This window comes from Actinoplanes sp. NPDC049316, from assembly GCF_040677315.1.
Taxonomy (GTDB): Bacteria; Actinomycetota; Actinomycetes; order Mycobacteriales; family Micromonosporaceae; genus Actinoplanes.
In genome coordinates this window covers 177,744-196,796 of the sequence record NZ_JBFAQM010000004.1, presented here as the reverse complement: position 1 = coordinate 196,796, position 19,053 = coordinate 177,744, and the positions used below count along the sequence as shown (strand labels likewise).

Annotated in this window: 22 protein-coding genes; 8 read left to right on the top strand and 14 right to left on the bottom strand. The window is 73.5% G+C overall.

Annotated features, from left to right (window positions below):
- Both AB0K03_RS08330 and AB0K03_RS08325 read left to right on the top strand, forming a co-directional pair.
- Complete coding sequence (locus tag AB0K03_RS08330; protein ID WP_364682073.1) at nucleotides 1–1,098, top strand: aminopeptidase P family protein; 1,098 nt, start codon at nucleotides 1–3, stop codon at nucleotides 1,096–1,098.
- Nucleotides 1,099–1,176: 78 nt separating this feature from the next.
- Nucleotides 1,177–3,444 (top strand): beta-L-arabinofuranosidase domain-containing protein, encoded by a 2,268-nt coding sequence (locus AB0K03_RS08325; protein WP_364682071.1) that lies wholly within the window; start codon nucleotides 1,177–1,179, stop codon nucleotides 3,442–3,444.
- A gap of 7 nt (nucleotides 3,445–3,451) precedes the next feature.
- On the opposite strand, the gene AB0K03_RS08320 is transcribed toward AB0K03_RS08325, so the two are convergent.
- From AB0K03_RS08320 to AB0K03_RS08310, 3 genes are all read right to left on the bottom strand, one after another.
- Nucleotides 3,452–5,203: an NAD-binding protein gene (locus AB0K03_RS08320; RefSeq protein ID WP_364682070.1), complete on the bottom strand. Its 1,752-nt coding sequence runs from the start codon at nucleotides 5,201–5,203 to the stop codon at nucleotides 3,452–3,454.
- A 12-nt stretch (nucleotides 5,204–5,215) separates the two neighbouring features.
- Entirely contained in the window at nucleotides 5,216–5,602 is a 387-nt protein-coding gene (locus AB0K03_RS08315; RefSeq protein ID WP_364682069.1) for a DUF6394 family protein, read from the bottom strand.
- A gap of 66 nt (nucleotides 5,603–5,668) precedes the next feature.
- Nucleotides 5,669–6,706 (bottom strand): polyprenyl synthetase family protein, encoded by a 1,038-nt coding sequence (locus tag AB0K03_RS08310; RefSeq protein WP_364682067.1) that lies wholly within the window; start codon nucleotides 6,704–6,706, stop codon nucleotides 5,669–5,671.
- Between the two features lie 72 nt (nucleotides 6,707–6,778).
- Here AB0K03_RS08310 and AB0K03_RS08305 point away from each other — a divergent pair, with 72 nt between their 5' ends.
- The 3 genes from AB0K03_RS08305 to AB0K03_RS08295 all read left to right on the top strand — a co-directional run bounded on the left by AB0K03_RS08305 (nucleotide 6,779) and on the right by AB0K03_RS08295 (nucleotide 8,981).
- Nucleotides 6,779–7,108: a YciI family protein gene (locus AB0K03_RS08305; RefSeq protein ID WP_364682066.1), complete on the top strand. Its 330-nt coding sequence runs from the start codon at nucleotides 6,779–6,781 to the stop codon at nucleotides 7,106–7,108.
- The gene (locus tag AB0K03_RS08300; protein ID WP_364682065.1) at nucleotides 7,105–8,331 is read left to right on the top strand and encodes a DUF6596 domain-containing protein; all 1,227 of its coding nucleotides are present in this window, start codon (nucleotides 7,105–7,107) and stop codon (nucleotides 8,329–8,331) included. Before AB0K03_RS08305 ends, AB0K03_RS08300 begins: the two co-directional genes overlap by 4 nt.
- 101 nt (nucleotides 8,332–8,432) lie before the next feature.
- Nucleotides 8,433–8,981: a hypothetical protein gene (locus AB0K03_RS08295; RefSeq protein ID WP_364682063.1), complete on the top strand. Its 549-nt coding sequence runs from the start codon at nucleotides 8,433–8,435 to the stop codon at nucleotides 8,979–8,981.
- On the opposite strand, the gene AB0K03_RS08290 is transcribed toward AB0K03_RS08295, so the two are convergent.
- From AB0K03_RS08290 to AB0K03_RS08270, 5 genes are all read right to left on the bottom strand, one after another.
- Complete coding sequence (locus AB0K03_RS08290; protein ID WP_364682062.1) at nucleotides 8,959–9,465, bottom strand: hypothetical protein; 507 nt, start codon at nucleotides 9,463–9,465, stop codon at nucleotides 8,959–8,961. The genes AB0K03_RS08295 and AB0K03_RS08290 overlap by 23 nt on opposite strands.
- Nucleotides 9,466–9,481: 16 nt before the next feature.
- Nucleotides 9,482–10,687, bottom strand: a complete 1,206-nt coding sequence (locus tag AB0K03_RS08285; RefSeq protein WP_364682060.1) for an acyltransferase — start codon at nucleotides 10,685–10,687, stop codon at nucleotides 9,482–9,484.
- A 73-nt stretch (nucleotides 10,688–10,760) separates the two neighbouring features.
- Complete coding sequence (locus AB0K03_RS08280) at nucleotides 10,761–13,190, bottom strand: FtsX-like permease family protein (protein WP_364682058.1); 2,430 nt, start codon at nucleotides 13,188–13,190, stop codon at nucleotides 10,761–10,763.
- A 12-nt stretch (nucleotides 13,191–13,202) separates the two neighbouring features.
- Nucleotides 13,203–13,970 carry an ABC transporter ATP-binding protein gene (locus AB0K03_RS08275; RefSeq protein ID WP_364682056.1) on the bottom strand — a complete coding sequence of 256 codons (768 nt, stop codon included), beginning with the start codon at nucleotides 13,968–13,970 and terminating at the stop codon, nucleotides 13,203–13,205.
- A gap of 87 nt (nucleotides 13,971–14,057) precedes the next feature.
- Nucleotides 14,058–14,249, bottom strand: coding sequence for a hypothetical protein (locus tag AB0K03_RS08270; RefSeq protein WP_364682054.1), 192 nt, complete (start codon nucleotides 14,247–14,249; stop codon nucleotides 14,058–14,060).
- Between the two features lie 180 nt (nucleotides 14,250–14,429).
- Between AB0K03_RS08270 and AB0K03_RS08265 the strand changes: the two genes are divergently transcribed.
- Together AB0K03_RS08265 and AB0K03_RS08260 are read left to right on the top strand one after the other, a co-directional pair.
- A complete protein-coding gene (locus AB0K03_RS08265; RefSeq protein WP_364682052.1) occupies nucleotides 14,430–14,729 on the top strand; it encodes a 2TM domain-containing protein in 300 nt (99 codons plus the stop codon).
- Nucleotides 14,730–14,739: 10 nt separating this feature from the next.
- Nucleotides 14,740–15,204: a GyrI-like domain-containing protein gene (locus AB0K03_RS08260; protein WP_364682050.1), complete on the top strand. Its 465-nt coding sequence runs from the start codon at nucleotides 14,740–14,742 to the stop codon at nucleotides 15,202–15,204.
- Nucleotides 15,205–15,217: 13 nt separating this feature from the next.
- Here AB0K03_RS08260 and AB0K03_RS08255 read toward each other — a convergent pair whose 3' ends face one another.
- From AB0K03_RS08255 to AB0K03_RS08235, 5 genes are read right to left on the bottom strand one after another with little or no spacing between them, the layout of a single operon-like run.
- The gene (locus tag AB0K03_RS08255; RefSeq protein ID WP_364682048.1) at nucleotides 15,218–15,526 is read right to left on the bottom strand and encodes a hypothetical protein; all 309 of its coding nucleotides are present in this window, start codon (nucleotides 15,524–15,526) and stop codon (nucleotides 15,218–15,220) included.
- Nucleotides 15,527–15,555: 29 nt separating this feature from the next.
- Complete coding sequence (locus AB0K03_RS08250) at nucleotides 15,556–16,023, bottom strand: hypothetical protein (RefSeq protein ID WP_364682046.1); 468 nt, start codon at nucleotides 16,021–16,023, stop codon at nucleotides 15,556–15,558.
- 9 nt (nucleotides 16,024–16,032) lie between these two features.
- On the bottom strand, nucleotides 16,033–16,311 hold the full coding sequence (locus AB0K03_RS08245) for a hypothetical protein (protein WP_364682045.1): 279 nt from the start codon (nucleotides 16,309–16,311) through the stop codon (nucleotides 16,033–16,035).
- Nucleotides 16,308–16,742, bottom strand: coding sequence for a MerR family transcriptional regulator (locus AB0K03_RS08240; RefSeq protein WP_364682043.1), 435 nt, complete (start codon nucleotides 16,740–16,742; stop codon nucleotides 16,308–16,310). Before AB0K03_RS08240 ends, AB0K03_RS08245 begins: the two co-directional genes overlap by 4 nt.
- Nucleotides 16,739–17,098 carry a hypothetical protein gene (locus AB0K03_RS08235; protein ID WP_364682041.1) on the bottom strand — a complete coding sequence of 120 codons (360 nt, stop codon included), beginning with the start codon at nucleotides 17,096–17,098 and terminating at the stop codon, nucleotides 16,739–16,741. The genes AB0K03_RS08240 and AB0K03_RS08235 overlap by 4 nt, the downstream gene beginning before the upstream one ends.
- Nucleotides 17,099–17,254: 156 nt before the next feature.
- Between AB0K03_RS08235 and AB0K03_RS08230 the strand changes: the two genes are divergently transcribed.
- Nucleotides 17,255–18,361, top strand: a complete 1,107-nt coding sequence (locus AB0K03_RS08230) for a hypothetical protein (RefSeq protein ID WP_364682040.1) — start codon at nucleotides 17,255–17,257, stop codon at nucleotides 18,359–18,361.
- Here AB0K03_RS08230 and AB0K03_RS08225 read toward each other — a convergent pair whose 3' ends face one another.
- Nucleotides 18,362–19,024, bottom strand: coding sequence for a response regulator transcription factor (locus tag AB0K03_RS08225; RefSeq protein WP_364682038.1), 663 nt, complete (start codon nucleotides 19,022–19,024; stop codon nucleotides 18,362–18,364). It abuts the gene before it with no gap.
- Between the last annotated feature and the right edge of the window lie 29 nt (nucleotides 19,025–19,053).

Below are 19,053 nucleotides of genomic sequence, written 5' to 3'. Positions count from 1 at the left end.
ATGGAGACCTTCGCGGAGCGCATGCGCCGGGCCACCACTGAGGCCGGGGACGCCGGGCTCGCCGGGCTGCTGGTGACACCCGGTCCGGACCTCGCCTACCTCACCGGCTACCGGCCGCCCGCGGAGACGGAGCGGCTCACCATGCTGGTGCTCCGGGCCGGAGGCGAACCCGTCCTGTTCGTTCCGCTGCTCGAGCGGCACGACGCCGAATCGGCGCCCGGCGCGGCTGCCGTGTCGCTGGTGGACTGGGCCGACGGCGCCGATCCGTACGCCGGGGTCGCGAAGCTGCTGGACCCGCACGGCGGCTACGCGATCTCCGACTCGGCGTGGGCCCTGCACGTGCTGGCCCTGCAGGAGGCCGCGCCGCGGTCCCGGTACGTCCCGATGACCCGTGCCTTGCCGATGCTGCGCGCGGTCAAGGGCCCCGAGGAGCTCGAGCGGCTGGCGGCGGCGGGCGCGGCGGCCGACGCGGCGTTCGAGCGGATCGTCTCGGTGCGGTTCGCCGGGCGCCGGGAACGTGAGGTCGGCGCCGACCTGGCCGGTCTGCTGCGCGAGCACGGCCACTCGCGGGTCGACTTCACCGTGGTCGGCTCCGGCCCGAACGGCGCCGACCCGCATCACGAGATGGGGGACCGGACGATCGCCGAGGGGGACATGGTGGTCCTCGACTTCGGCGGGATGCAGGACGGCTACGCCTCGGACACCACCCGGACGGTGCACGTGGGCGAACCGGACGAGCTGGAACGCGAGGTGTTCGAGATCGTCCGGCGGGCGCAGCGGGCGGCCTTCGAGGCGGTCCGGCCGGGGGTCGCCTGTCAGGACGTCGACCGCGTCGCGCGGACGATCATCGCCGACGCCGGCTATGGGGAGTTCTTCATCCACCGCACCGGTCACGGGATCGGCCTGTCCACGCACGAGCCGCCGTACATCGTGGAGGGTGAGACCCAGCCGCTGGTGCCCGGCATGTGCTTCTCGATCGAGCCGGGGATCTACCTGCCCGGGCGGTTCGGGGTGCGGATCGAGGACATCGTCACGGTCACCGCGGACGGCGGGCGCGCGCTGAACAACACCAGCCGCGATCTGCAGATCGTCCACTGAGCCGTTGACGTCCCGGTACGGCGGTGATGCAATGTGACAGCCATCGATGTTACCGGTAACAACCCGTCCGGAGGAACGATGTCCGTCAGCCGCCGCAACCTGCTGGGCGCTACGCTCGCCACCGCCGCCCCGGTCCTCCTGCGCGCCGCGCCGGCCGCTGCCGCGGGGATTCCGCCGGTGCGGGAGGACCTGGGCGTCGCCGCGTACCCGTTCGACCTCGGCCAGGTACGGCTCACCGCCGGCCGCTTCCTCGACAACCAGAACCGCACCCTGGCCTACCTGCGGTCCGTCGACGTGGACCGGTTGCTCTACAACTTCCGGGCCAACCACGGCCGGTCCACCGCGGGGGCCCAGCCCAACGGGGGCTGGGACGCGCCGTCGTTCCCCTTCCGTACCCATGTGCAGGGGCACTTCCTGACCGCGTGGGCGCAGGCGTGGGCGGTGCTCGGCGACACGGTCTGCCGCGACAAGGCGACCTTCATGGTCGCCGAACTGGCCAAGTGCCAGGCGGGCAACGGCTACCTGTCCGGGTTCCCCGAGTCGGACTTCACCGCCCTCGAGAACCGCACGCTGACCAACGGCAACGTCCCGTACTACTGCATCCACAAGACCCTCGCCGGGCTGCTCGACGTGTGGCGCCTGCTCGGGAACACCCAGGCCCGTACCGTGCTCCTCGCGCTGGCCGGCTGGGTCGACTCCCGGACCGCGCGGCTGTCCGCGGCGCAGATGCAGGCCATGCTCGGCACCGAGTTCGGCGGCATGAGCGCTGTGCTCGCCGACCTGTACCAGCAGACCGGCGACGCGCGGTGGCTGACCGTCGCGCAGCGCTTCGACCACGCCGCCGTCCTCGACCCGCTCGCCGCGAACCAGGACCGGCTCAACGGGCTGCACGCCAACACCCAGGTGCCGAAGTGGATCGGCGCGGTCCGCGAGTACAAGGCGACTGCCACGACCCGCTACCGCGACATCGCCGCCAACGCCTGGGCCATGACCGTCGGCGCGCACACGTACGCGATCGGCGGCAACAGCCAGGCCGAGCACTTCCGCGCGCCGAACGCGATCGCCGGCTACCTGACCGACGACACCTGCGAGCACTGCAACACGGTCAACATGCTCCGGCTCACCCGCGAGCTGTGGGTGCTGGAACCGGACCGGGCCGCCTATTTCGACTTCTACGAGCGGGCCTTGCTCAACCATGTGATCGGCGCGCAGAACCCGGCCGACAGCCACGGCCACGTCACCTACTTCACCCCGCTGCGGCCCGGCGGGCGCCGCGGGGTCGGCCCGGCATGGGGCGGCGGCACGTGGAGCACCGACTACACCACCTTCTGGTGCTGCCAGGGCACCGGCATCGAGGTCAACACCCGGCTCATGGAGGCCGTCTACTTCCGCAACGGCACCACGCTGACCGTGAACCTGTTCGTGCCCTCGGTGCTCACCTGGACCGAGCGCGGCATCACGGTGACCCAGAGCACCAGCCTGCCGGCGGGCGACACCACCACGCTCACGCTGTCGGGCGCGATGAGCGGCTCGTGGAGCATCCGGGTCCGCGTACCGTCCTGGACCAGCGGCGCCACCCTCAGCGTCAACGGCCAGGTCCAGGACGTGGCCGCCACGCCGGGCAGCTACGCCACGGTGACCAGGACCTGGGCCGCCGGCGACACCCTGACCGTCCGTTTGCCCGCGCGTGTGGTCATGCGCCCCGCCAACGACAACCCCGACCTGCAGGCGATCACGTACGGTCCGGTCGTGCTGAGCGGCAACTACGGCGACACGACGCTGAGCGCCCCGCCGGCTCTGAACGTCGCGTCGATCACCCGCAGCGGCGGCAGCGGCCTCGCGTTCACCGCCACCGCGAACGGCGCGACCGTCAGCCTCGGCCCGTTCCACGACGCGCACGGCTTCAACTACGCCGTCTACTGGTCCACGGGGGCGACGTACAAGCTGGTCAACGTCGCGAGCGGGCTCGTACTCGGCATCCAGGACATGTCCACGGCCAACGGCGGCCGCGCGTTGATCTGGGGTGACACCGGCACACCCGACCACCTCTGGATCCGGGTGGCCGACGGCGACGGGTTCCGCTTCCGCAACCTCAACAGCGGCAAGGTGCTCGGCGTCGAGAACATGTCCACCGCGGACAACGCCGCCGTCCTGCAGTGGGACGACAACGGCACCGCCGACCACCGGTGGATCCTGGTCGGCGCGGGCGGCGGGGCGTACAAGATCCGCAACGGCAACAGCGGCAAGCTCCTGGGCGTCCTCGGGGCCGTCACCCAGGGCGCCCGGGTGGTCCAGGACTCCGACAACGGCAGCGCTGACAACCTCTGGCGGCTGACACCCGCCTGAGCGCAGGTCACCGGGTGCGCGGCACCTTCCCGGTGACGCGCTGCCAGAGCCAGCCCGAGGGAACCGTACGGCCGGTCAGCACGTACTCGCTGACGGCGTGGTGCGTCATGGTGTCGAGCAGCGCGCGCCGCGCCGAGGGCCGTCCGGCGAGGAGAAGCTCGTCGCCCGGCTCCAGCGTCACGTCGTCGCCGGGCCCGAGGATGGTCCCGGCGTCGCGTTGCAGCAGCAGCGGCACGGCGGCGACGGCCTGGTCGCGGTCCTGAGGGCTGCGGAGCAGTCCGCCGACTGTGGCGTCGCCGGTGCGCACGTACGGCTCGAGCGCCGGCGCGTCCCGGCGGGTGAGCGCGATCTTCCACACGCTGCCGAGGCGGTCGCCGCAGTGCCGGGTGAGGCGCTCGATGATGCCGGCCGCCCAGTCGTCGCCGCGGGCCGGCATGTCCTGCAGGAAGCGCCACAGCAGCGGGGTGCTCAGCTGCGCGTAGATCTCCCGGGCGACCGTCTCGGTGGGCACCAGGAGCCGGTCGGTCTCCATCGCGGCGAACAGCGGCGCGCTGGCGGGACGGTTCTGCCGGGAGGCGATGAACAGGGCGGGGTTGATCCGGCGGGCGGCGGCGATGAGCGACAGGTTCGTCGTGTCGTTGTCGGTGCCGGCGACGAAACCGACCGCGTCCTCCAGCTCGGCGCGGGCCATCACGGCGGGTTCGCAGGCGTCGCCCACGACGATGCCGGGCTCGGGCGTCGCGTCCGGCCGCAGGTCCATCACGGTCAGGTCGAGACCCTCGGCGCGCAGGTCCTCCGCGAGCTTCTTGCCGAAGCGGCCGTACCCGCAGATGACCCAGCGCCCGGCGGTCGGCGGCCGGCCCCGCGGCGGCAGCTGCGCCCCCGGGCCGCTCTCCAGCCAGGACATCAGCTGGTACGAGGCCGGCGAGCGCAGGGCGACGCGCAGGTGGTCGCCGAAGCGGTCGAACGGGTTGACCACGGCGGGGGAGCCGAAGGCCCGCATCCGCTGCTCGATCGCCGGCGAGACGGTCCTTGCGATGACCGGCAGCTCGGGCCGCAGCAGCGCGGCGGTCATGGCGACGACCAGGTTGACCTCGTCGTCGTCGGTCAGCGCGAGGACCCCTTCGCAGCGCGGGTGCTCGAGGCCGGCCACGCCCAGCGCCTGCGGGTTGCCGGCGTCGGCGGCCAGCCCGGGGACGTCGGCGTGGTACGAGTCGATGTCCAGCACGTCGACGCGTTCCCCGGAGGCGTCGAGCACCACGAAGCGCCGGCCGATGGCGTCCAGCGAGCGGCCTAGCAGCTGCCCCGTCTGCCCGTACCCGACGACGAGCAGGAACGGCTCGCGCAGCCGGGCCACCGTCCGGGTGAAGCGCTGCAGCGCGAGCGCCTGCCGGAACCCGCGGTCCTGCAGGAGGGTCAGCAGCGATCCGATCGCGTACGCCCACCCGATGACCGTCAGGTAGATCGTGGCCATCACCCACAGCCGCTGGCCGCCGGTGAACGGATGGGGGATCTCGCCGTACCCGATGGTCGTCGCCGTGTAACTCATGAAGTAGAACGCGTCGAAGAAGCCCATCCGGACCGCGTGCCCGGCCTCGTCGCGGCCCGGGATGAGGGTCAGGCCCAGCACGCTCACGGCGAAGATGGTGATCAGGACGATCAGCGGCGCCCGCATCCGGCGCAGGATCAGGAAGATCGTGGACGACGTCTCCGCCGACCGGGCGGACTGCCGCCACGCCCGCAGTGCCGAACCGGCCACGGCCCCTCCTCCTCACCGGCGGTGGAACGACACGGTCTCGACCACGAGCAGCACGACCGAGACCAGGTTGGCCAGCAGGGCGCCGCCGGACAGCGACACCACGCTCGCCATCGCCGCGCCGTCCAGGCCCGCCGACGAGATCTGCGTGGCGTACCCCCACACCAGCGCGGCGGCGATGAGCTGCAGGTCCGCGACCAGGCTGGTGGCCAGGTGGACCGCGCCGATCTGGGTGCGGTCGCCGAACTTCAGCACGGTCGCGATGAGGCTGACGACGACCGCGGCGAACAGCTCGTACACGTTGTGCAGCGACGGGTCGGACAGGTCGCCGATGAAGAACCCGAAGTTGAGCGTCGCGGCCAGCAGCACGAAGAACCCGAAGATCACTTTTTCCAGACTCATGCACGCTCCCCACGTCGGACCCACGCTAGCCCGCCCGGCGCTCGCGCGCCGGGCGCAGCGCGCAGGTCAGCCGATCCGGTCCATGTTCACCAGCGGGAGGTCGCAGAAGAACGCCACCCCTTCCGTACGCCACCAGCCCCACGCCGCGGCCTCGGCGGAGGCGGCCTCGGCGTGGCTGCGGATCGTCTCGCGCAGGCGCCGTGCGACACCGAGCTCGATCGCCCGCTCCCGCAGCCGCGCGACGGCCCCGGGCGCGACGGCCGGATCGCCGAGCGCCGGCAGCAGCAGCTCCCGCGTCCCCGGGGCCTCCAGCAGGGCCCGCACCACGTACGTCCGCCGCCCGGCCCGGATGTCGCCGCCGACCGGTTTGCCGGTGCGGCCCTCGTCGCCGAAGAGGTCGAGGTAGTCGTCGCGCATCTGCTCGTAGATGCCGGCGTGCCACGCGTACCGTCGCAGCTGTTCGTCATGGTCGCCGGGCTCGGCGCCGGCGGCGAGCAAGCCCAGCCGCAGCGGCGCCAGGATCGAATAGCGTGCGCTCTTGTAATCGGTGACCAGGTCGAGGAAGCCGGGGCCGGCCTGCGGCGTGGCGTCCCGCTCGAGGTCGAGGATCTGCCCCAGCACCGCGTCGGCGGAGGCCCGGCTCAGCACCGCCGCCATGGCGTGGCGCAGGGCGGCCGGTACCGGCGCGTCGAGGACGGCCTGCACGGACAGGAAGGCCGCGAGGTCGCCCGCCAGGATGGCCAGATTGCGCGCCTGCGGTTCCGCGACCTCCGCACGGTACGCGTGATGCGTCGACGGACCGCCCCGGCGGGTCGCCGCGTCGTCGATGATGTCGTCGTGCACGAGACCGTGGGTGTGCAGCAGCTCGACGCCCAGCACCGCGCTGTCGAGCCCCGGCACGTCCGCGTCCGTGACCAGCCCGGCCGCGGCGTGGACGACGGCGGCGCGGAGCCGCTTGCCGCCCCGCAGCGTCAGCTCGCGCAGGAGCTCGACGGTCCGCGCGGGCCAGCGCCCGCCGGCCGGCAGGAGGCGGTCCGGCAGTTCGTCGAAGTATCGGACGAGGACCGCCTCGGCGCGTTGCTGGTACGCGAACAGAGATCTCATGGGGGTGATTGTCGGATCCGGGCCCGGTCGTTCGTTGCAGGGTTGAGCGGCGGCCCACAGAGAGGAATCGAGATGCAGTACCTGTTCTCCGTGATCGACGACCGGACCGGCTCGGCCACCCCGGAGGAGATGGCGGCCATCGACACGTTCAACGAGCGGTTGCAGGCCGAGGGCCACTGGGTCTTCGCCGGCGGCCTCGGCGGCCCGGACACGGCCACCGTCATCGACAACCGGGGCGCCGGGCCGGTGGTCACCGACGGGCCGTTCGTGGAGTCGAAGGAGTACCTCGCCGGCTTCTGGATCATCGAGGCCCCCGACCTCGACGTGGCGCTGGAGCTCGCCGCCGAGGGATCGAGACACTGCAACCGCCGGGTCGAGGTACGGCCGTTCCTCGCCGGATGACCGGCGTGTCGGCGGCGATCACCCGCGCCCATCGCGAGGAGTGGGCGCGGATGGTCGCGTCCCTGACGAAGCGCTTCGGGGACCTCGACGTCGCCGAGGAGGCGGCGGCCGAGGCGTTCGCGACGGCCGTCGAGCGCTGGCCGGCCGACGGCGTGCCCCCGAATCCCGGCGCCTGGCTCACCACGACCGCCAACCGCAGGGCCATCGACCGGATCCGCCGCGAGAGCAAGCGCGACGACAAGCAGCTGCAGGCGCAGATGGTGTACGACGACACCCCGCCCGGGCCGCCGGGCGTCATCGACGACGAACGGCTGCGCCTGATCTTCACCTGCTGCCACCCGGCGCTGGCGATGGAGGCCCGCCTGGCGCTCACGCTGCGCCTGGTGGGCGGTCTCACCATGCCGGAGATCGCCCGGGCCTTCCTGGTGCCGGAGAGCACCATGGGTCAGCGGATCACCCGGGCGAAAGCGAAGATCAAGGCGGCCCGGATCCCGTGGCGGGTGCCGTCGGCGGAGGACCTCCCGGCCCGCGTCTCCGGCGTGCTCGCGGTGCTGTTCCTGGTGTTCAACGAGGGCTATCTGGCCACCGGCCCCGGCGCCGGCCCGGTCCGCGCGGACCTGACCGCCGAGGCGATCCGGCTCACCCGGCTGCTCCGTACGCTGCTGCCCGGCGACGGCGAGGTGGCCGGCCTGCTCGCGCTGATGCTGCTCATCGAGGCGCGCCGCGCCGCACGGGTCTCGAGGAGCGGCGAGCTGGTGCCGCTGCAGGAGCAGGACCGCGGGGCGTGGGACCGGACGCTGATCGCCGAGGGCCACCGCCTGGTACGCGAGCGGCTGGCCGCCGGGGTGGCCCCGGGCCGCTACCAGATCCTCGCGGCGATCAACGCGGTGCACACCTGGGCCCGCGAGGCCCGCGACACCGACTGGTCGCAGATCGTCGCACTCTACGACCAGCTCGTCCGCCTCGACCCCTCACCGATCGTCGCCCTCAACCGGGCGATCGCGGTCGCGGAGCTCGACGGGCCCGAGGTGGCGCTGGCGGTCGTCGACCGTCTGGAGGCGAGGCTGGCCGGCTATCACGCGTACCACGCGACCCGGGCCGAACTGCTGCGCCGCCTGGGCCGCAGCCGGGAGTCGCGCTCGGCGTACGACAGGGCGATCGAGCTGGCCGGCAACACGGCGGAGACCGCGTACCTGACCCGCCGCCGCGACCAGCTGGGCTAGTCCCTCGACCGCCCCGCGGGCGGCGGCACCACCGCGTTCGATGTGGACGACGTGACGTTCACCCTCACAGGTTCCTGACACGCGGCCCCGATAGTGGGCGCATGTCGATCAGAAACCTCGCCGCGGCCGCCGCTGCCCTGCTGTGCCTGTCGGCTGCCGCGGGCTGCAGCAGATCCACGCCTTCCGACGGTTCGCGGGTCGCCACGCTGACCTCCGCCGGTCCGGCGCCGAGCGCCTCGGCGGGCACCCCCGAGCGGCCGGTGGTGCGGCCCGACGACGGCCCGGAGGACTTCGACCGGTACGTGGCGATCTTCGCCCAGTGCCTGAGGAACGAGGGCGCCGCGGCCGGATCGGGGCCGAAACCGCGGATGGGTGACGACCCGAAGAGCAAGGCGGCGGCCCGCAAGTGCCAGCACCTCTACCCGGAGACCTGGATGGAGCGCGAGGCCCGGACCAACCCCCGGTACGTGGACCTGCTGCGCGTCACGGCGAAGTGCCTGAAGGATCGCGGTCACGAGGTGAGCGTCGGCGGCGACCCGGTGGCCCTCAGGTACGGCGACAACACCAGCGCCAACAAGGCGTACGACGACGAGCAGGCATGCGAGCGGATGGCGTTCAAGGACAGCATCAAGAAGTACGCCGGGAACTGACGCCGGCGAGCAGGAACAGCGCCGCGATCACCAGCACCGGGCCGGCGAGGGCCACGCCGGAACCGCCCGCCCCGACGGCCGCCACGCCGACGAGCAGCAGCAACCGGCCGGCCGCCGCGGGCCGCCGTACGCCGAGGAAGCCCAGACCGGTCGCCACGGCCAGGGCGCAGGCCGAGCCGGCGGGCCCGAGCCCGCGGGGTACGAACCGCAGCACCAGGTCCGCCACGATGAACGCGGCGACGACGATCGCCAGGACGGTCAGCGTCCGGGTGGCCGGTCCGGGGCGCCACAGCGCGTACGCCGCGAGCGCGACCGTGGCCACGCCCCAGCAGACCACCGACGCGACGACCACGGGGCCGCCGGGATCCATGACGGTCTCGCCGATCAGGAACGCCCCGCCGAACGCGGCGAGCAGCACGGTCAGCCCGAACGCGAGGTACTTGGCGAACGTCCCCGCCCGCGTCCCGCCGATGGCCACCTTCATCGCCCTCACCCACCGATCAGAGCACCCGCGCCACCCCGCGTACCCGGCTGATCAGCAGCCAGGCCAGCCAGAACGACGCCACGACCGCCCCGGCCGCCACGAGCACCGCCTTCGCCTCCGCGGGCAGCGCGACGACGCGCAACGCGGCGGCCAGGCCGATCAGCACCGGCGTCTGCACCATGAACGCGCCGTAGGAGCTGCGGGCCACCGCCGGTCCGGCCCACCGCAGCGGTACGCCGAGATGCCGCTGCGCCGCGCCCAGCATCCACACGGGCCCGAACACCGACAGCACGGTCTCGACCGCGGTGAAGGCCACCGCGGGCCACTGCACGCCGCCCATCATGTCGTCGATCCGCTCGAGCAGCCCGGCGACGCTCAGCAGCACCATGCACCCGGCGACGGCAGCGGCGGTCACGGCACGGCTCTGCCGGTAGACCCGCTCGGGGACCCGGGTCAGCCAGCCGTGGCGTACGGCGCTGACACCCACCCCGAACATCGCCAGGCACGCCGGCCACTGCCAGAAGTTGAGGTCGGTGAAACCGCTGTCGCTGCCGTACGGATAGATCAGCCGGACCAGGAACGACGCCGGCGCCACCACCGCGGCTGTCAGCACCAGACGACCGACGGTGATGCGACCGTTCTTGCGCGTGCCGGCCCGGCCGAGCCCGGCCCGCACCCAGCCGGCGTACCCGAGCGAGAAGATCAGCAGGACGCCCACGAACCACAGCGGACCGGAGTCGAGGACACCCTCGTCGTCGACGATGTTGGCCCAGTACGAGCCCGGCGCGTTGCCCAGCGGGTGCTCGAGGGCGTACATGACCGCCGGCTGCACGAGCAGGACGTACGCGAAGAACGGCACCCCCAGCCGCAGCAGCCGGCCGCGCACGTACCGCGCGGTGCCCTTGCGCTCCAGCGACCCGGGGGTGAGCAGCCCGGCGACGAGGAACAACATCGTCATGACGCACAGCCCGAACGGCGTGATCAGCACGAGCAGCGTGGCCTCGACCACCGGGTTGAGCGTCGTCTCGCGCACCTCGGTGTACGACCACACCTCCATCGACCCGACGTACCCGAGCACCGCATGCATCGCGATGATCGCCGCGATCAGGACGACCTTGAGGTTGTCCAGGTACCGCAGGCGTCCGGCCGCCCACCGGGCCGGCGCGTCGTCCCGCCGGCCGAGCGCGGAACCGCTCGTGGAGCCCGCCGCACCTGCCACCACCTGTCGACGGTCGCGCCGCCGGACACCGCGGTGCCAGGGCCCATCGACCCGCCGGCTGCGAGAGAGGTCCCGGCTACTCCATCACCCGCAGCGTGGTCGGGATGTCCATCCGGCGGGTACGACGCAGCGTGAACAGCGGCGCCACGGCGACGGTGAGGACACCCAGCGCCAGGGCCTCGGCGACGGTCAGCCCGGACAGCGTGGCGGTGACGCCGATCTCCGGCAGGACGGACGGGATGGTGGTGGCGGTCAGCCAGCGCAGCAGCGCGTACCCGCCGAGGATGCCCACGACGGTTCCGGCGCCGCCGACCAGCACGGTCTCGACGGTCGTCATGCCGAGCACGGTCCGGGGCGGCAGCCCGAAGGCGAGCATGGTGGCGTGCTCGCGGGCGCGTTCGTCCACCCCGATGGTCGTGGTGTTGAACGCGATGAGCAGCGCCAGCAGCAGGGTGACCGCGGCGGCGACCTGCAGGACGCCGACGAACTCGTCGAGGCTGGCCCGCATGCCCTCGGTCGCGGCCTGAGCCGTCTGGGCGGAGGCGACGTGCGGGACGGCCAGCAGCGAGCGCCGTACGGCGTCGGGCGCGACGCCGGCCGCGGGCGTGACGGTCAGCAGGTTGGCCGTGCCGGTGAGGCCGAACGCGGCGGCGGAGTCCTGGCCGAGGTACGCCAGCATCCGCATCGGGTTGGGGTGGATGCCGGTGACCCGCATGGGCGTCTGCACGGTGCGTAGCCCGTCGGGGGTGGCTTGCGGATGTTCGACGGTGACCGTGTCGCCGACGCGTACGCCCAGATCGCCGGCCGCCTTGGCAGCCAGGGTGATGCCGCCGTGCGCGGAGCCGCTCGTCAGCGTCGGCGTCCAGCCGGCGTCGCCGGCGACGACCTCGACGACCAGGTCGACCCTCCGGTCGCCGGCGCGGGCCGTGCCGGTCGTGAGCAGACCGGGGTCCACCGAGGCGACCTGCGGCAGCGCCGCGACCCGCCGCACCACGTCGCCGTCCAGCGGCTGGAACGTGTCGAGGGTGACGGCGACCCGGTCGGGAGCGGCGTGCAGGAGCTCGTCCTCGGCCCGGTCGAGGGTGCCGCGGAAGGAGTCCAGGAAGCCGAACACGGTGACGAGCGTCGTGATCGCGGCGGCGATCCCGAGCGCGGTGAGCGCGCTGCGGCGCGGGGTACGCAGGACGTTGCGCACCGGGATCTGGTGGTAGCCCGGCCCCGGCAGGCGCAGCCGGCGCAGCAGCACGACCAGGCCGCCCCCGCGCGCGGCGAGGTGTCCGACCCGGATGGCCTCCACCGGCTGCACCCGCAGCGCCCGCCAGACCGGCCAGGCCACGGCGGCGAACGGCAGCACGAAACCGAGCGCGGCGGCCTGGGCGAACACGTCCAGCTGCAGCGGGGTACGCCAGATGGGCAGCGGCACCATGTCGGTGAACAGGCCCCGCAGCGGGATCCCGATCGCCCAGCCCACGAGCAGGCCCAGCCCCACTCCCAGCAGGGCGACCTGCGCGCCGAACAGCAACGGCCGTACGGCCAGCAGCCGCGTCGGCACGCCCAGCGCCATCCCGATGCCGATCTCGCGACGCTGCGCCTCGACGATCCGCGTGGTGAGGTTGAGCGCGGCCAGCGCGCCGCCGAGCAGCACGAGCACGGCGACGACCCGCCACAGCTTGGCGTCGCCGTCGATGTCGTCGTACAGGATGCGGTAGGCGTCGATGTCGTCGCGGGTGCCGATGGTCGCCGCGACCGGCGGCTGTGCCGCGTCGAGCGCGCGGCGCAGCTCGGCGGCGACGGCGTCGCGGTCCGCGCCGGGGCGCAGGGTCAGCACGAGGTCGTTGACCACGCCGGTCGCGCCGGTGGCCCGCTGGACCGTGTGCAGGGAGCCGAAGAGCACGCCGTACGACTTCTGGCTCAGGAACGGGGTGCCACCGCCCTGGGCGCCGGTGATCAGGAAGTACTCCGGGGACTGGCCGCGGCCCACGACGGTCAGCGCGGCGCCGCCGGAGACGGTGAGCTCGGCCGGCGTCGGCAGGTCGTTCTTGCGCGCGAAGACGGCCTCGGCCACCACCCGCGGCCGGCCGTCGTCTCCGGCGCCGAGTGCCCGCCCCTCGCTGACCCAGACGCCGTCCACCGCCGGGCCGGGACGGGTGTCCGTGCCGACGAGTTCCCCGGTGACCAGCAGCCCGCCGGGTCCGGCGATCTGGGTCGGGACGACGAGACGTTCCCGCGCCCCGGTCACGTCCGCGGCGTGGGGCAGGCCGGACACCAGGGCGGCGAGCCGGCCCTCCGGGACCTGGCTGCCCTGCGGCAGCGACACCCGCAGATCGTGCGTGTGGACGGCGGCGAAGCTCGCGTCGTTGGACTGGGTGCGCCACGCCGAGGTGCCGAGCAGGCCCGCGTACGTTCCGGTGCCCAGCGCGATGACCAGGGCGATCGCGGTGACCAGCAGCCACCGACGCCGCAGGTCCCGCCAGGACCACCGCGTCCAGAACCGGAATCGGCGCACGGCGCACACCCCTTACCAGTGCAGGTCGGCGAGGGCGGCGCGGCCGCCCACGGGCGGACCGTCCGCGACGATGTGGCCGCTGGACAGCTCGATCACCCGGTCGGCGACCCGCGAGATCTCCCGGTTGTGGGTCACCACGACGACCGTCTTGCCGGCCTCGGCCTGCGCCCGCAGCAGCTCCAGGATCTGCACGCCGGTGCGGAAGTCGAGCTCGCCGGTCGGCTCGTCGGCCAGCAGGATGGGGTTGCCGGTGGCCAGCGCCCGCGCGATCGCGACCCGCTGCTGCTCGCCGCCGGACAGCTGGTGGGCGAAATGCCGGCCGCGCTCGCCGAGGCCGACCTGCTCCAGCACCTGCTCCGCGACCCGCTCGGCGTGTGCCCGCCCCGCCACGTCCGCGCCGAACTGGACGTTCTCCAGCGCCGTGAGCGCGGGGAACAGATTGAAGCTCTGGAAGACGAAGCTGACCGTACGGCGGCGGATTCGGGTGCGCTCGGCCCGGGACGCGGTGGTCAGCTCGGTCCCGGCCAGCCGGATCGTGCCCGACGTCGGCGCGTCCAGGGCGCCGATCAGGTTCAGCAGCGTCGTCTTGCCCGACCCGGACGGCCCCAGCACCACCAGGAACGCCGACTCGTCGACGTGCAGGTTCACCTGATCCAGCGCCCGGACGACGTTGCCGCCCACCGTGAAGTGCCGGCACACGTCGTCCAGGTCGATGCGCGTTCCCTCGGCCCCGGCCCGCGCGTCGACAGCCGGGCTGAGGTCGGTCCTCGCCTCACCCATGCGTACCCGTATGCCACAGCGCGGCGGTGACCGGGCAGGGCCGACCGGCACGAACCCGTGGCCGACCGGCTCCCCACGGCCGGCGCCCTACCGTGGGCTCTGCGCCTTCGAGTCCAGCAGTGCCGCGCTGATACGCAGCTCCTCGCCGGCCCGCAGCGTCCGGTAACGGTCCCCCCGGTACCGGTCGAAGGCCCGGAACGTCCACGGTGTGCTGTCGTAGCCGGATAGCGCGTCCACCCGAGGACCACGAGCGGTGATCTCCCGCAGCACGTGCGCCACGTCGGCCTCGCCGATGAGCCGCCACGGCGGGTACGGGCTGCGGCAGTACCGCCACTTGCTCCAGCGAAGCCCCCGCAGAGCCCGACGCCAACCACCGGCCGGTCACGGGCGGGAGGGCCCAACGACTCTGGCAGGTCCCGGCCCGCCGGGCCGACGCTGACGATGGAGGGGGGTGACGTGATGGCTGAGTTGATCACACCCGGCATGAGCCGCTCCGACTCGCCGTCGCCGCACTCGCAACGGGAATGGGCGCGGCGGCGGATCGAGAAGAAGCGCAAGCTGTACGCCGACCTCGTGTCCTACCTCGCGATCAACGCGTTCCTCGTCGCGATCTGGGCGATGACCGGCTTCGGATACTTCTGGCCCGGCTGGGTCATCGCCGGGTGGGGCGTGCTGTGGTTGCTGGGCGCCTGGAACGTCTACCGCGCCCGGCCGATCACCGATGAGGACATCGACCGCGAGCTGCAGGGCTCGAGGTAAGGGGACGACCATGGCGTATCGCATCGAAGCCCGCGAGCTGGCGGAGCAGGCCACCGCCTCGGTGGCCGCCAGCCTTCCGCAGACCCAGGTGAGTTCCTGGCTGGCCGGCGCCTTCCAGGAGGTGATCGGGTACCTCGGCAGCGCGCGCCTGGAGCCGGCCGGGCCGCCGTACGCCCGGTTCTCCTTCCACGACGACGTCGTCGAGGTGGAGGCCGGGTTCCCGGTGGCCGGCCCGGTCCTGGCGCTGGGCCGCGTCGTGCCATCCTCGCTGCCCGGCGGTCCCGCGGCGGTCACGACACACCGCGGCCGCTACGAGGGCCTGCCCGTGGCGTACGAGGCGGTCGCGCACTGGATGAAGGAGCACGCCTGCGAGCCGTCCGGGCCGCACTGGGAGGTCTACTACACCGACCCGCGCACCGAGCCCGACCCGGCCCGCTGGCGTACCGATCTCATCGCGCCGTACCGCAGAGGGTGACCGGCGGATCGGGTCAGCCGGTCGCCATGCGGATCAGCGCGTTGCCGCCGAGCAGCAGCACGTCCGCGCCCGCGATGAACGCCATCGCGAGCCGCAGCCGGCGCTCCGCCCAGGCCGGATCGGCCGCCCGGAAGCCCTGCACGACGCTGACCAGCCCGGCCAGCACCAGCGGCACCCCGCCGATCAGCAGCAGGCCGACGGACCGCGGGGTGTTGCCGCTCGCCACCAGGAGGGCGACCATCACCGCCGGAACGATGCCGAAGAAGACCGCGGCGAGGCCGGCGTACCACTTCAGCGGTCGCGTCGGATCCGTCGTCTGCATCCGGCGATCCTACCGGCGCGCCCTTCGCCTCACTCCGCCGTGGTGACCTGCGCGGCGGGGCCGCCGGCATGCAGGCAGAGCTCCTGGACCGGGTTGAAGGCCTGCTCGGACGCGTCCGCCTGCTCCGCGGTGGCCCGCCGGTCGAGTTCGGTGACCTCAGCGGTGAGTGCCGCCTTGAGCTCGGGCGCGTCCGCCTGGTCCGCCAGGGGCCGGATCACGTCCGCCCACCCGGACCAGTACGCGCGCTGGATCTCCCGGGCGCCGGGTGTCTCCTTCCCCTGGTACGAGTCGGCCACGGCCTGCGCGTACGCCTTGGCCTCGGGCGCGGTGTGCAGCAGGAACGGTTTCTGCGCCGCCATCCAGCGCGCGCAGACGGCATCCGTGTTCGAGCCGGCCGCGGTCGCGGCGGGGCGGCCGGCCGCGGCGTCGTCGCCGGCGCAGCCGGACACGGCGAGGACGGCGCCGAGTGCCACAGCCTTCAGGACATTGCTGATCATCGCTGGAGGTTAGCGCAGGCAGGCGCATCCCGTACCGCCGCATCCGCCGGCCGGAGCGCGGCACGTGTCCCGGCGGCGGCCGTGCAGCCACCACATGGTCAGCGCCGCGACGGCCAGGCCGGCGGCGACGGCGAGCAGGGTCTGCCGCAGGAGCGCCGCGCCCGCGCCGGTGACGACGCCTGCGGCGATGAGCAGCGGAAGGGCGCAGCAGGCGGCACAGGCCAGCACTGCCAGCCCTCCCGTCACCTTGCTGCGGGTCGGCGGGCTGTCCGGGGTGGGTCGGCTCATGCGGGCTCTCCGGCGGGGCGACGGGTGCTGATGGTCAGGAACGGGATGGGACAGTCCGTACAGGTGCAGTCGGTGAGGCTGTCGCAGCGGGCGTCGACGACCTCGGCGAGCGCGCCGCGGATCGCGGTGAGGTCGGCGATCCGCGCGTCGATCTCAGCGATCTTGTCCTGGGCGCGTCGCCGCAGGTCCCTGCCGGGATGCCGGCGGCGGCCGGTGTGCAGCAGGTCGGCCACCTCGTCGAGGGTGAACCCGAGCCGCTGCGCCGCCTTGATCACGCCGAGCAGGGCGACCGTGTCCGGCGGGTACAGCCGGTGCCCGCCGGGGGACCGGCCCGGCGCGGCGAGCAGGCCGCGGCGCTCGTAGTACCGCAGCGTCTGGATGTTGAGCCCGGCCCGCTCGGCGACCTCGCCCGAGCGCAGGCCGCCGGTCACGGCGCGGGCCGCGGCGACACGGCGGCGGCGCGCCGGGTGAGCGCTTGCAGCACGTCGGTGTGTTCCGCGGGTACGTCCACGTGCAGGGTCACCTCCTCACCGGCGGCGGACGGCGTGGCGGTGACCGTGAAGGTGAAGAACGAGCAGCACGCCGTCTCCCGGGCGGTCAGGTCCCGCACGGTGGCCTCGAGCCCGGGCGGGCCGGCCAGCCGGATCACCGCGTGGGTCGGCGTGACGGCGTCGATGTGCCGGGCCGCGGAGGCGAACAGCGCGTCGAACTCCGCGACGCGCAGCGGGCGCTCGGCGGTGGGCAGGGTGCAGGCGGCCGGGGCCCAGGCCTGGTCGGTGGTGGTCATGGCTCGACGGTAACCCTGTACCCGGGTACCGGATGCAAGCGTCGGCTCGAGGTATAGGAATCTGCCAGGAGCTGGGCAGAGTCGGTCCGGGTGGCGATCCGGCGGGCCGGCGGGTGCGTCTACTGCTGCGTACGCACTCGGCGCGAAGGGGCAGCCATGAGCGAGACGACAGCGCGGGACACAGCGGCGTCACTGGAGGCCGCACGGGCGGTGGATGCGGCGTTGCGGGAGGCAGGCGGCGGCCGGGTGGCCGCGGTGCGGGCCGCGTACGAGTTCGGCCGCCGGGTTCTCGTGGTGCAGTTCGTCCGGGGCAGCTGGCTGTGCGCCGCGACCGTCGACCCGGAGACCGGCGAGGTGACCTCGATCGTGGACGAGGGTCTGCCGTCGGCGCCGCCGGGCACGGCCGCCGTGGCCGGGCCGCCGGTGACCACCCGGCTGGGCTTTCGCACGGTGTGGGACATCCGGGCGGCCGACGACGATCCCGGGCTGGTGTACGCCGCGACCGACGCCGGCGTGGGCGTGGTGCGGCTGCGCTCGGACATCGGCTGGACGCTGACCGTCGAGGACCACCACACGACCGGGTTCGGCGCGACCCGGCAGGTCGTGCCCGTACCCGGTGGCGTGGTGGGCGGCACGGCGGACGGCCGGGTGTTCCGCCTGGACGCCGCGGGCCGGGTGGGCTGGGAGATCCGGGTGCCGGCCGCCCCGCACACGGCGACCGCCGACGCCGCCGGGACGCGCGTGCTGGTCGCCACCAACGCGGGAGCGCTGGAGCTGGACGCGCGCACCGGGCAGTTCCTCGGCCTGTTCGGCGGGCCGGTGCGCGCGGCCGCGTACCTGTCCAACGGCGACCGGGTCCTCGCCGGGCACCGCGGCGAGCTGCTCGTCGTGACGCCGGCCGGGCAGCCGCGCTGGTGCCTGCCGCAGGGCGAGTTCCCGGAACGGCTGTGGGTGCACGACGACCGGGTGTACGTGGCGGGGGAGGGCGGCCTCAAGGAGATCGTCGTCGGCGAGGGCGTCGTGGCCCGCTGGTCGGCGCCGGCCGCCGAGTCGGTGGAGAGCGCCGTCGTCGTCGACGGGTGGGTGTTCACCTGCGCCGGCGGGACCCGGCTGGAGCGGCACGGGTACGCCACCGCCGGCTACCACGGCCCCGTCCCGGAGGCGTACGCGAACCCCGAGGTGATCGCCGTGGCCCGCGCCGGCGACCGGCCGTGGCTGGTGGCGGGCCACCGCGACGGCCTGCTGTCGGCCCGACAGGTGTGATCAGGCGCCGGCAGCGGGCACGACGAGCCGGAACCCGACCCCGCGGCGATTCTCGATCCAGCGCGGATCGCCGAGCTTGCGGCGCAGCGTCGCGACGTGGAAGTCCAGCGTCTTGCCGCGCCCGAAGAAGTTCGGCTGCCATACCGTCTCGAGGATGCGGCGGCGGTCCACGACAGCACCCGGGTCGGCGGCCAGCAGGGCCAGCAGCTGGTACTCCTTCGGCGTCAACGGCAGCACCTCGCCGTGCAGGCGCGCCTGCCGGGTGCGCTCGTCGATCGTCAGCGGACCGAGCCCGGACGACACCGGATCGGGGGTCCGGGCCCGCCGGCCGATCGCCCGCATCCGGGCCACGAGCTCGCGGGTGCTGAACGGCTTGGGCATGTAGTCGTCCGCGCCGATCTCGAGGCCGAGGACCCGGTCGGTCTCGTCACCGCGGGCGGTCAGCATGATGATCGGTACGTCGCTGGTCTCGCGCAGCCGGCGGCACACGTCGATCCCGTCGATGTCGGGCAGCCCGAGGTCGAGCAGCACGAAGTCGGCCGGCGGGGCGCTGAGCGCCTGCGCGCCGGTGCCCACCCGATGGGTGGTGATGCCGTAGCGGCTCAACCCGTCGGCGAGCGGCTCGGCGATCGACTCGTCGTCCTCCACCAGCAGAACCCGCACCACGCCTCCCGAGCGCAACCGACGACCCG